This is a genomic window from Gilliamella apicola (assembly GCF_003202915.1).
Lineage (GTDB): Bacteria > Pseudomonadota > Gammaproteobacteria > Enterobacterales > Orbaceae > Gilliamella > Gilliamella apicola_Q.
Map to the genome: position 1 here is coordinate 101,435 of NZ_QGLP01000003.1, position 13,937 is coordinate 115,371.

General features: G+C 39.2%; 4 protein-coding genes. 1 reads left to right on the forward strand and 3 read right to left on the reverse strand.

Annotated elements, in window-relative coordinates; genetic code table 11:
• Nucleotides 1-60 precede the first annotated feature (60 nt).
• From DKK79_RS00635 to DKK79_RS00645, 3 genes are all read right to left on the reverse strand, one after another.
• On the reverse strand, nucleotides 61-312 hold the full coding sequence (locus tag DKK79_RS00635; protein ID WP_110422436.1) for a hypothetical protein: 252 nt from the start codon (nucleotides 310-312) through the stop codon (nucleotides 61-63).
• Nucleotides 299-10,759: a two-partner secretion domain-containing protein gene (locus DKK79_RS00640; protein ID WP_110422437.1), complete on the reverse strand. Its 10,461-nt coding sequence runs from the start codon at nucleotides 10,757-10,759 to the stop codon at nucleotides 299-301. The genes DKK79_RS00635 and DKK79_RS00640 overlap by 14 nt, the downstream gene beginning before the upstream one ends.
• 126 nt (nucleotides 10,760-10,885) lie before the next feature.
• Entirely contained in the window at nucleotides 10,886-12,601 is a 1,716-nt protein-coding gene (locus DKK79_RS00645) for a ShlB/FhaC/HecB family hemolysin secretion/activation protein (protein ID WP_110422438.1), read from the reverse strand.
• A 494-nt stretch (nucleotides 12,602-13,095) separates the two neighbouring features.
• On the opposite strand from DKK79_RS00645, the gene suhB reads away from it, so the two are divergent.
• Nucleotides 13,096-13,899 carry an inositol-1-monophosphatase gene (gene suhB, locus DKK79_RS00650; RefSeq protein ID WP_110422439.1) on the forward strand — a complete coding sequence of 268 codons (804 nt, stop codon included), beginning with the start codon at nucleotides 13,096-13,098 and terminating at the stop codon, nucleotides 13,897-13,899.
• The last annotated feature ends 38 nt before the right edge of the window (nucleotides 13,900-13,937 follow it).

Below are 13,937 nucleotides of genomic sequence, written 5' to 3' on the forward strand. Positions count from 1 at the left end.
TGAACTTACGAAGTAAATTGTAGATATAAAAAAATCCCAGTTTTTAGACTGGGATTTTAATTATTTACCAAAAATCTTAATTCCTAAACGACGGCATTCTCCAATCCAAAAAACAATTCCAGCAGGAATGCCTAAAAAAATGGCCAATTTAGAGGCAATATATATATTTTCTGTATAGAATACAAAGTTACCTTTTATAATATAAAAAAATAAAGAAATCATAACACTAAAAATCATAATTAATAAAAAAAAGTAAATCGGTATCGCTGTACACAAAAAAATCAAAGCTATATATTTTTTATTTCTTTTCATTATTGTTTTCCTTTAAACGATCGTTTACTATTTTATTAAACAACTCGCTAGTACCAGAATTCGTTAAAGAACCACCCCAAGCAGGGATAGAACTTTCTGTATAATGACCTGTGATCCCCAAAAATCCTCTGTTTGTTTCATGAATATATTTATTAGCAACTGGATTAAACCACGATTGTAATGGGTTTTCTACTAATTTTCCTGCGCCATAGCCAACAAATGATGAACTACCACCTATCAAGCCTCCAATAATAGGGTTTTCATCTTTCAAATAACTCGATGTAGCACCTCCTGCTATACCCCAACCAGTAGTGCCCCACAGCCCAGTACCATAACCACCAGTAAACATTCCGACGCCTGTCCAAATAATAACATCATTACTATTAACTTTTCCAGTAGTTAAATATTGGCCTACAGCGTTTCCTCCGCCACTTATGGTACCACCAATTATTGCAGATTCAGGAAGAACAGAGATTAAGGCTGGCAATGTTAGTGCTGCGGCTTCAGCAATTATTATAGGTTTACCATATTTATCCATAAATTCTTTTTGCCCTTGCATTATTTCCATAGTAGTTTTATTAATACATTCAGGGTCATCTCCACATTTAGTTTTTGAAGCGTTATAGAAAGCATACCCCACATAATCACCATAATTGTTCTCAACCGCATTTTTACTACTACTAATAGCTGCGCCAGCATCACCAACACTACCACCGCCGGCAGCTACCGCAAAACCAGTTGCTAATTGTGCTAAGGCGCTCATATTTTCTTTTTCAGATTCGGTTAACTCTTCAACTTTTTTACCGTAAAGTTTTTCACTAATAAACCAAGCTGCAGATTCTCCAATCACCGCCCCAGTGCCACCCGCTAATCCTGAGTTGCCTTGTAGTTCAGCCACTACCGCACCAAGTATTGCATGAGCAATTAAGTTGCCGGCAATATCATCGGTTTCCCATTTACCATCCTTATCTAGATGCCCGGTGTGTAGTTTTATCTGCTCAGCCAGCCATGGAGCGCTGGCGCCAGCTAAGCCGCCGGTCATATCGCCGGTGATAATGCCGGTAATAATGGCGGTCGCCGTGTCTATGCCTTTACTGACATCACTGCCCATGGTACCGATATTGTTACCTTTTTGCTTATTTGCTTCTAACTGTGTATCAACAGCCGCGTAATACCAATATTCCTGATTATCCGTATAAAATTTTTCAAAAGAAATTTTTGCCTTGTCTTCATCGCTTAAATCATTATATTGTTTCAAAGCTTCTGCTTTGGATAGAAGTTCCTTATTGTTTTCGATATCTTTTTGTGCCTGTATTCGGTCATACTTTTGTGTGATGCTTTTTGCTTGTTGGGCGATATCTTTTATTAGCTCAACGGTTTCTATTTTATCCAGTTCTTTTTGCTTATCAAAAATCTGTTTTAGTGGATTATTGGCACTTTCAGTATCTCGGCTTAAATCAGCAATATTTTGTTGTTGCTTATCTTGATTACGGATGATTAATTGACCTTGCTCTACCGCGGATTTGGTAGTGCTCGATGCTGAATCACTGTTTTGGTAAGCTGTCGGCATGCCCGGACCGCCGGTACCGCCACTGACCGATACATGCGTAACGTTAAAGTCGGCTTTGTTTTCGATATCACTAAAGCTTATTGTGCCGGTATCGAGTCTGTTTTTGCGGGTATCGTCTGCCTCAGAGGCAATCACCGCCCCTTTTAAATCTGTATTATTACCCACCGTGATATCATATCCGCCTTTGCCGGCAAATATGCCCGACTGGTCGGTGACACTTGCCCATTTGCTGTCAATATTGGTTGCCGATAATGAGCCGTTGGCACTAAAACCACCAAAGCCGGCTGTTCCACTTACCGATGCACTGATTTTTTCATAGTCATAATCATCCGTATCTTGCAGTGATTGGATATTTAAGTTATTGCCAACATTCATTTTAACGCTGTCGCCTTTAAGCTGACCGCCGATAATGTTGACATCATTACCCGTTTTGATGTTTAGATTGTTTTTCGCCTCTATAATACTTTCAGTCCATGCACTGCCATCAGCATTTTCCCGTTCACGACTGAAGTTACCATTAGCTTTGAAACGGAAACCACTTTCATCACCCCCAAATTGTAGCTGTATACCAACGCCGCCACCGTAGCTTTTTTCATCACGGTCACTGTGCTGGGTATTGACCGCACCAATCACATTGACATCGTGATTAGCGGTCAGGTTGATATCATTGCCAGCTTTAACTTCACTGCCTTTTAAGGTGATATCGCCACCTTGTTGATTTTTATCTCCGCTGGCAATGATATTAATATTACGACCGGCTGAAACCCCACTGCTAATTACATTATGTTGTTCCTGATTAACTTCACGCTCAGTACGTTGCGTACCAACCATCGCACTTATACCGATTGATGCCTGTGATTGTCCTTGCTGATTTTTCAATTGCAAATCTTCAATCGCTTCAATGGCACTTAAGGCTGATTTAATCGATTGCAGGGCGAGTATTTTGTCGTTATCTTGATGTTTCGCGCGTTTAACCGCTTGTGCCGCTTCATACATATCGGCAGCCGTTCCGGTTAATGCCACGGTTAATCCCGTTTTTTCGTATTTATACTCTTCTTTATAGGTGGTTTTGGCATCTAATGCTTCGATATTAACATTTTCACCTTGTAACTTAATATCTCGTTTAGCGATAACGTCACTGCCTTTAATCGCAATATTTTTCCCTGCTTGAATATTGACACTACCATCGGTACTGCCCACCACACTACCGACATAAGCTTGCTCAGTATCAGTTTGTTTTAGGCTCTCTTTTTCTTTACCTATCGTAAAGCCAATACCACCACTGCCCATTAGCCCCGATTTTTTCTTAATCGTTTGCTCTTTGCGGTAATAGGACTCTTCCGCCGCATCAATCGTAATATCGTTGCCGGCTTTTAAGTTGACGTCATTAGTGCCCACTACTTGGCTGCCGGTCACTGATAGATTGTTTCCGGCATTTATTGTTACGCTATCACCATAAAGTTCACTGCCTTTTTGCGTCGTGTTATCGATAGTTACTTTGGTTTTTTCACTACTACTTTTTAAAAATCCTTTATCTTTGTATTTGTGGAACTCATCCAAATAGGCACTTTCTGTCGATGAACCTATATTAATGTCATGACCCGCTTGTAGTCCTAAATGATTACCCGCTGTAATATCCACCGTTTTGGCTTTAATATCATTACCTGCCACCAGCTGAATATTGTTGGCCGCCATAATTTCAGTGCCGACCACGCCTTTTTCATCTGTTATTCTATAGTCTTTTCTGGCTCGATAATCATATTTCTCTTCAATATCGGCTGTAGTTAATCCAATATCATGCCCGGCCTGTAACCATGTAGTTCCCTCTTTACCGCTATTAACGATATAACCCGCCTTAGCATTAATATCATGCCCAGCATTAATCACAATATTGCCATTGTTGACTTGAATTGTGCTCGCCTGATCGATATTGGTCAGCAGATTACGGGCACGGGTTTGTGTGCGGGTGCTTGATAATAAATTGATATCGTTATCGGCGGATAGGTAAACTAATTTGTCACCGACTAATTTGCCATAGTTAATAATGTCATTTTGGGCATCAATCTCAACACGACCACCATAAATTGTCCCTTTGTTGGTCACATTATAGCCATCTAATAGGGCATCTTGTTTGGCCGCGATTAACCCAGTGTTATTGAGTTGTTCACCTTTGACAAAAACATTATCACCGGCAATCACCGCCCCATCAGTACCTAATTGCGGGCGGTTTACGATGTAAACTTGGGGCACTAATACCTCGGTTGGTTGACCGTTAACCATAACGGTTTTTTTCACCAACAAGACGATATCGGTTGTTAATGCGCGCATTTGTTCGCTAGTTAACTCAAGTCCGATGGCAATGCCAAACTCTTGAGCAAAACTAACCCCGGCATCCATTAATGCCTGATATTGTTCAAGGTCAGATTGATAACCTTGTAAATAACGGTGACCGGTTAAACCGACAATTTGTTGTTGAATAAGTTGTTGTTCATAGTAACCATCTCCTAACCGTTTTAATACTAAATCAGGATCTGTAGCTAAACGATTAAGCATATAATCAGAGCTTAACCATTTTTTACGATTGGTAAAACGCGGATCGGTTTCAACAAGATAATTTTTGTTAGTATCTTTATTCACAATCCATAAACTATTGTCCGGTAAGGTTAAGTTTGGTTCATAGACACTAATGGTTTTGCTCGGCGTGATATCATTACTCACTTGCGGTACCGGCTCATTAGTTGCGGTATGCTGACGCTCTTGATTAGTCAAACCTTCTTCAATATTGGTATCAGGTTTAGACTCAATGGTAGTAATTGAGCCTTGCGGATGGTAAGCATCGGCTTTTATTTTATTTTTATCCGATTGATTTGAATTAATGGCAATACTTTGCGCTGAAACCACTTTCGCTTGTTGGCTAAGAGTATCATTGACCGTTTTATCCACTGCAACGGAGTTGTGGCTGTTTTCCACATTAACTTCACTGCGTGGTTGCTCAGTCAGTTGTGTTTTTTCAAATATTTGATGATCGACAATATTTTTATTTAAGGCATTATCAATAAAAATTTCATCGGGTTTAGTATATTTATGATCTTTTGATCTGTAATCATCAGTGTCGTTTTTCCAATGCTCAATACGTTTACCAGAATACACATATTTAGCTATTGCTTCTTGTGAATGATTATTAAGTTGATCTACATTGATATTGACGTTTTTACCGGCAATGATTTTACTATCCTGATTATTCAAAGTTTGCCCACGAATAATCACATTACCTGCAGCGGTAATATTGCCAGGATCGGTCTCTAATACCGTTGTTTGGTATTTTGTTTTAACAATTTTATAATGGTTAGAGTTTTTATAACTGCCGTCACTTACTTTAATTCTTTCAATAATACCGGTTTCCCGGAACTGTTCAGGAATATCATTCCATTTATAGTAGCACCTTCTTCCATGTTTCTCACAACCGTATGATATAGGCAGGGGTAATTTATAGCGGTAAAAATAAAATACTTGAATACGATAATAAACATCATCTGGTGAGTATTTTTCTAAACTTCCTTCATGTTCAAAATACTCTTCTCTTTCCGGTGGTTCATCACTTTTACGCATTTCAGTGACAATATGGTCATTGATATTGTTAAGTTGATTGGCCGCAATAGATAAATCACCATGTGCTTCAATGGTGGCCGAGTGATTATTGATTTGCTTGGCCATGCCTGTCACATTCCAGTTTTCATCAAGGCCGCCACCAATAATAAAATTCCCTAAACTGAGTAATTGTGCATGAGTATAATTATTTAAGGTCTCCACACCTAAATGGAAGTTTTGCCGGGCGGCAATCACCGGCGCGAGGTTGTTTTTTGCTAAGTTATTTAACCAGTTGGCATGAATGGCTAAGTTATCGGCATAAATCCGACCACCGGCTAAATTATCAAGTTTATTGGTTCGCATTACGGCTGTGGTTGCATCAATTAACCCGTGATTTGTCACATTTTGGTGTTTTAACGACAGATATTCAGCACTAATTTCCGCTTGTTGTTCATTGGTTAACTGCTGGCTTTCTAAGGAAACTTGCTTACCTGCGGTGATTTTATTTTTGTTGATAATGTCGTTTTGCGTGCGAATCGATAAATGTCCGTTGGCTGACAATTGTGTTTCATTAACAAACGTCTCTTCTAAATCAAGTGATAAATTGTTTTTACTCTGAATGTTTCCATTACCACGATATGCTCTTGTTCTTAAATAAATATCATTGGCCAGTAGTTGCCCTTGCGTGTTATCAAAATGTTGGGCATCAATGATAAGTTTTTCATTAGCGGTGAGTTTGCTATGTTGATTATTCAAATTGGGACTGGTCAGTACGATGTCGTTAGCCAGATATTCCGCTTGTTGATTGTTAAGCGAGCCGGCCTTGACATCAATTAACCCATTGGTTTTCAATGACGCCAATTGATTATCTACATCGGCTGAATTCAATAAAATAGCCCGATTAGCGAGTAGGCTAGTATGTGAGTTATTGATATGATTGCTCGCTTGCATATCAATTACGCCATTTGCCGTTAGCTGTGCATCACGATTATCTAAACTATCAGTTGCCGTTAGTTTAATATCTTGTTCCGATAAAATGGTCGCTTTCTGATTATTTTGCGCCACTGCTTGAAGCGTAATATTACCTTTAGCCTGCAATTGAGCCAGCTGGTTATTAATCTGCTCAGCATTAATATTGAGTGCTTTTTCAGTTAGAATATTCGCGTGTTGGTTATCAATATATTGGCTATTAAGGGTTAAATCCCCTTTGGAAAAGAGTTGCGCCTGCTGATTATTCAGCTGCTCGCTGGTGATATTAAGCCCTTTTTCCCCCGCCAAGAGTAACGCTGATTCATTATTTAACTGATTGGCTTTTACGGTGATTTGTGACTGAGACTGCAACGATGCTTTGCTATTATTCAGTGTGTCAGCCTGAATATCAATAGCATTTTCAGCAACCAAAATCGCATTATTATTAACCATTTTCTGGCTGTTAATGGTGATGGACTGGTCGGCTTTGATAGTAGCTTCACGATTGTTTAACTCGTCGGCAACTAGCGTGACCGATTGATTACTAAATAATTTTGCTTGGCTGTTATCAAGTTTATCAGCATCAATGGCTATAGTTTCTTTTGCACTAAGCACGGCCTGCTGATTGTCAATTTTCTTAGCATGGATATTGAGTGATTGATGACTGGCTAATTGAGCGGCAATATTGGTTAACTTCTGCGCATTAATGCTGATGGCTTTTTTAGCTACCCATTTGGCTTTATTATTGTTAAGTGTTATGGCGCTGACGTTGATATTCCCCTCTGCGCCTATTTCACTCTCAGTTGTATCTATCGTGTCAGCGTGTATGGAGATGTCTTGGTCACTGATGAGTGAGGCGTTATCATTCTTTACGGTTTGTGCCGTAATATCAATATTCCCTAAACTGTAAATGTCTGATGCTGAGCTTTTAATTGTGTTAGCTTTAAGCTGCATCTGCCCCAGTGATGTTAACTGAGCATCTTGCAATGATAATTGCTGGTCACCAGTAATATTCATTTTGCCTTTGCTGGCAATGGTTGCGTTATTCAGGGCGGCTTGTTGGCTGCTGAAAGTGAAATCCCCTTCAGTCACATAATTGGCCCGGTTACTGTCAGCGGATTGCGTTTGGATATCAATCCCTTGTTTAGCTTTAATTTCACTATCTTCATTATTGAAAATTTGGCTTATGAGGTTTATTTTACCGCCGGAAAAAAAGGTACTATATTGGTTATCAAGACGATGGGCATTGATATCAATAGATTGATTGCCGGAAAACTGGGCATGGGTATTGCTCATCTCATTAGCCTGAATATTGATACCCTGTTCGCTGATAAGCAAAGCATTATCATTGCTTAATTGATGTTGAGCATGAATGTCTATGCCGGCTTTGCTCTGCATCTGCGTAGCGTGATTATCAATGTTAGTAGCATCAATAATCAGCCCACCCTCGGTTAACCATGCTGCGTCACGATTATTGAATTGCTCAGCAGTAATATCGATATTTTGTTTGGCTTCAATGGTCGCGTTTTGGTTATTAAACTGTTTAGCAAACAGCGAAATAGCCCCTTCACTTAACCAACTGCTGTTTTGGTTTTTGAGGGCATTAAAATGCATGCCCATCCCCAATTTGGCATACATCATCGAGCTTGCGCTTTCAGCTTGCCCCGCCACAATCGTTAATATCTGGTTAGTCACCAGTTGAGCCCGGTTAAATGCGGCAAAAGCTAACGCTTGAATAGTTAAATCGTTGGCAGATTTGATAACCGCATCATCGGCCTTAATATTAGTTGCCGATAGCTGAATTTGTCCGTTAGATAAAATCTCACTATGGTTTAATTGCTGCTGCGCACCTTTTAAAGCAATGTCCCCTTTAGCACCGATAGTGGCATCACTTAGGTCAATGTTGTCACTGTCAATAACCATTTGCTGACCTGAATATAAACTAGCTGCGTGTGCAGCAAATTGCTCGGCTACGTTTAAATTCAGTCCTTGCTCAGCCTGTAATCCTCCGTTATGACTACTCAATTGTTTGCTGTCAATGGATAACGTCTGGTCAGAAATTAACTGACCATTATCGTTATTTATTGCTAAGGCACGTATGGCTAATTGACCTTTGGCGACAAGGGTACTGAATTGATTATCAAATAATCCGCTTATATTAATATTGGTGTGATTACCACTTTGCCATTTTGCTTGTTGGCTCTGTAAGTTATCACCGGTAAAGATTAAATCCCGACCACTAATTAAGCGGGCATAGTTGTTATTTAACGAAGTAAACTGGTAGTTAATTGTACCAACAGCATTGATTTGGCTCAATTGGTTGTCGATGTGATTGGCGTTTACGTTGATATCATTATTCGTTAACCAATTTGACTGCTGATTTTGTAGCGCATCAGCAGTAATATCAATATTATTTAACGCACTGATTTGTGAATGATTTAACTGTAAATTATTTGCCTTGAGTGATAGTGCACCGGTGGTGATGAGTTTAAGATATTGTGCATAATAGTTATTTGCATTTATAGCAATTGACTGTTTCGCTTGTAAATCAGCCTGATTCGTTGATAACTCTTGGCTGTTAACCTGTAAGGTTTGCTCAGTAACCAGTGCAAGTTCATCCGCATTTACCTTATCCCCTGACAACAAAATAGCACCTTTAGCACTTAACGCGGCTTTTTGCAGCGCAATATCATTGGCATCAATGGTTAATTTGCCGTTAGTTAAGAGGTTCGCTTCCTGACTTTGTATCTGGTTTGCCTTGATATTAATATCTTCTTGCGCAATGAAGGTACCGTTGTTATTGGTTAATTTATCCGTTGCCAAGGTAATGCCTTTTTGGGTTTGCAAGGTGGCATTGGAGGTATCAATTGCGCCAGAGTGATTTAAATTAAGTTGTTGCTCGGTTTGTAATTGCGCCGATTTAAGTGAAAGTTGCTCACTGTTGAGTTTTATCTCGTGTGCGTAAGTTTGGCTATCATCCAGATTAACACTCTGCTTGGCATTTAAGGCTAATTTTTGACTAGCTTTATTTTGACCATTTAAGGCAATCTTGCTTGCATCAGCTTCAATACTGCCGGCTTGGGTTAGTTTACCTTGTGTATCAACCCCAGCGATGATAGCACTTTTTTGGGTACTATTAATTTGATTGGCATTAAGTTTTATATCATTTTTCGCCATTAATGTGCCATCATTACTGATGGTTTTACCGCTACTTAAGATGACTTTTTGTTTACTGTAAATCTGTTTTTGATTGTCAATATCATTCCGACTATGCAGCTCAATATTTTGCAGCGCCTGTATGGCACCACGGTTGGTGATTTTACCATCTGCACTAATGCTAAGCGTACTTACACTGGCACCCAATTCACCAGCATTATGCACCCCAACCCCTTTTTCGGTCCCCACCATTCGGATAGCGCCAGCATACATGCCGCCTAGTTGTGATACATCTATTGAGACTTCTGGTTTGTCATGCTCACCACTATCAGCCAATGGCGTGATGGTTTTGCCATCCTGACTGACCTGATTTTTACCGGTGACCACATTGAGTTCATTCGCCCAAATCGCTGAATTGACCGATACCGTACGGGAAATCAAGTCTGTATAACTTTGCCCTGAGCTATCAAGCCCTTTGCCGGTCACCACTATCTGACCTTGCTCGACCCGGTAACCAGTTAATTCGCCATTTTGCATGATGGGCTTGCCCGTCGTTAACGTTGAACGACTGGCATTAATAAATCCACAACCATTACAAGTTATCCCCGAGGGGTTAGCGATAACCACTTGTGCCTTTTGCCCGGCCACTTCAATCACCCCATTTAATTGGCTAGGGTTGCGTGAATTAATTTCATTTAAGATGATTTTTGCCGGACCACTACTTTTTAAAAACTCATTACCTTGCACATAACCAGCAATTTGCGTCTGACTTATTTTGCCGCTGTTATTTAATATCGCTCCTCTCTCCGATACATTAAATTGCTGGTATTTATTGTGTGATACCCCTTTACTGTTGGGCGTTTGGATATTTACTTGTGTGATACCATTGGCTGTTGAAATAACCTGTGGCCGTTGGTTTTTAGCCGCCTGATTGTCCGCAACAATATCACTTCCATATGCCGGTAAGCTCAAAGTGACAAAGCCTAAAGATAACGATACGAATAAGGTTATGGGTTTAAGTGTGGAAAAGCGCGCTTTAACGGTGAGCGGTTTTTCATCGGTTGCAGCTTTTTGATGACCTTTGCTGGTGGTGGCGATTTCAGCAACCACCATTTGCATACCACGTTTTTTATTAAAAATGACACGATATAAATTCTTATTCATAACCTATTCCTTACTGACTTTATACTTCTTATTTTTACTTGATATTCGGTATAGCTAATTGTTAGGACTTACTTTATTTTTAGAAATTTATTACTGCGTATTACTTTGTATAACTTTATTATTATTTTAATAGTTCCAGTTAACATTAAAGCCTAATGTTAATGGATTGGTTTTAAAACCTTTGGGTTTGCGAATCGGTTTGCCGGCAAAGAGGTCATAGTAAAAACCATAATTATTTCCTCGTATGCCTATTACGCCACCGGTTATGTGTCGACCTAATAAGTATTCACTTTTGGCACCTGAGACTTCACCTGTATCGATGCCTAAGTACGGCTCATGATTAAAGGGGGCTTGCCAGACTAGTTCATTACGGATATACCAACCATGATCTGCTCTTAAGGTTAGCTCACCATCAAAACCGCGCACCGACCAACGTCCACCAATGGAAAATTGATCCGGTGAAGTTAGATGATCGCCTCGTGTATATTGACCCTGATAGTCAAAACGATAACGAAAAGATTGTTGATTGACACTGAAAGGAATATTGGCTGAGAAGTTAATGAGAAAAATATTGGCTAAAGCACTGCTGTCATATTCGCCATTATTCTCTTCTGGCGCTTTTTTAGCATTAAACCATCTAACCCCTTTTTGATAAGTTACACCAGCATCTAAAGTGATGTCGTTAATGTAATGTCGATGCTGTAAACCTAATTGCCAGTTGGTGGTTTTACGCTGCTGAAGCTCCATTTCAGTGTCATTGATGTAGTTATGGGACTCACGAAGCGTAATACCATAACTTAAGGTGGTTTTTTGCGATTCATTACGATGAATGACTCGGCTTAATTGGATATTGGCATTGCGACTGCGACCACTATACTCAAAATTTTCATTTTGCCCGGCAATGGTTTGATGATATTTATTGCCTGATAATGAGGTGCTGAGTAACCAATAACCAAACGGGATTGAATAGGATAATAGAAAGTTACGTGAGCCATACTTGCCTTTACCATTAATATCATGGCCACCCGAGGCGTAAAAAGAATCACTTAACGATAATAAGTTATCTAAATATAGTGTAGCGCCACCTTGGTCACGCCCGGTGGTTTTTGTGCCCGAATCATCAACCGATAAGCCTAAGCGCCACATTTTACTTTGCCGGCGAGAGATAACTACATCACTTTCACCCGGTTTATCCCCCGGTACCAGTTCCATTTGTGTCGATACAGTTGGCAAGCGTTGTAAATTTTCCAGACCTTGCTCAATATCGCGCAGATTAAGTGTGCTATTTTCTCTTACTGGCATGGCTGTATATAACTGCGCATATTTGTCGCTATCATCACTGTAATAGAGCTTTCTGACCTTACCTTCAACTAATAATAGCTGTAATGTTCCGGATGTCAGGTCTTGTTCTGGCACAACTACGCGAGTGGTAATATAACCATAGCTAACCAGTCGGTCCTGAATTTTACTCATTAGTAAACCAATACCTTCTGACCCTAGGCAATGATGGTCTGCTTGACGTGCTAGTTTATTGATAGGAATAAACCAAGGTAATTTATCTCTTTCCAATAATTGCACTTGCGTGATGTTAAAGCATAAAGGCTCTGTTGGAAAAATGATTTCATCGGTTTCGCTGCTGGGAGCTAATAGATGAATGTCGGGTGATGAAGGTGTTAATGTATCTTGAATGGCTTTATCACGTTCTTGTTGATGGATAAGCTGCTGATCACTAACTTGATTAATAATCTGTCGATCGTTAGGTTGCTGCGTGGGTGGTGGCTCTGCTAACGTAACCGTCGTGGGTAAAACTATGAGACTACATGTTAATAAATACCTTTTCATTAATAAATCCATAAAATTAACAATGAAACATCATTACACACAAATCTATACAAAATAATGTTAACATTGAACTGATTCAATGTCGATGCAAAAAATTGAGATTCATCATTTTATAATGATTTTTAATGTTTTATTTAATAGGATTTATTTTGCTTATTATTTGATCTGCTTGTATTTTAGGCATTTTTTAATGCATTTTATAAGTTATTTTTTATTGTCGATTTATTATTAGTGCGAATTTAAAGATAACCATTAATAACTCTGTATTATCTAATTGTTGTTTTTAATTACAACAGAACATAAAATTGATTCTAAATAGATTTTTCGCAAAATTTTTATGTAAAATTGATTTTGTAATTTCCTTTAACCAACAATGGCTGGCAAAGCTAATACAAAACCTTTATACTATGTGGCAATTTTTAGCGTAAATTTTAGTAAGATTTACGTTTTACTAAATCAAACCGTTCTTTAACATCATCAATTGGAAGAAAATTATGCATCCGATGCTGAATATCGCTATTCGTGCTGCTCGTAAAGCAGGTAATGTGGCCATTAAGGCTTATGAAAATCCAAGTTCAATCGAAATTGACACTAAAGGTGCTAACGATTTTGCTACTAACGCTGATCGGGCTGCTGAAGCCTTAATTATCGAAACGATCAAGAAAGCGTATCCTGATCATACGATTATTGCTGAAGAAAGCGGACTGGCTAAAGGTAATGATGCTGACACGCAATGGATTATCGACCCAATTGATGGTACCACCAATTTTATTAAGAATATTCCTCATTTTGCGGTTTCTATCGCAGCTCGTGTTAAAGGTAAAACTGAAGTTGCTGTCGTTTATAATCCGATGAGTAATGAACTTTTTACGGCTGCTCGCGGTAAAGGTGCGCAGTTAAATGGTTACCGTATTCGAGCAAGTAATGCGAAAGATTTAGAGGGTAGTGTGCTTGCAACAGCTTTTCCTTTTAAAGCTAAACAATACAGTAATTGTTATTTCGCGGTATTGCAAAAGTTATTTACTAAGTGTGGTGATTTTCGTCGTAGTGGTTCAGCCGCGTTAGATCTGGCTTATGTAGCATCAGGGCGCTTAGATGGCTTTTTTGAAATTGGCTTAAAACCATGGGATATTGCAGCAGGTGAGCTGATTTTACGTGAAGCTGGTGGTGTGGTTACCGATTTTGCGGGCGGTAATAACTATATGGTTTCTGGTAATATTGTGGCTGGAAATCCAAGAATCGTTAAAGATCTGCTTGTTTCTACTCAAAACGATTGGCCAGAAAATTTGCGTAATTAGTTTTACTTTCTTTAGCCAAATGCAGGGATGATTGATCC

Excerpts from the sequence above, each read along its gene's own strand:
- suhB (WP_110422439.1), top strand. The coding sequence starts at position 13,096 with ATGCATCCGATGCTGAATATCGCTATTCGTGCTGCTCGTAAAGCAGGT.
- DKK79_RS00645 (WP_110422438.1), bottom strand. The coding sequence starts at position 12,601 with ATGAAAAGGTATTTATTAACATGTAGTCTCATAGTTTTACCCACGACG.
- DKK79_RS00640 (WP_110422437.1), bottom strand. The coding sequence starts at position 10,759 with ATGAATAAGAATTTATATCGTGTCATTTTTAATAAAAAACGTGGTATG.
- DKK79_RS00635 (WP_110422436.1), bottom strand. The coding sequence starts at position 312 with ATGAAAAGAAATAAAAAATATATAGCTTTGATTTTTTTGTGTACAGCG.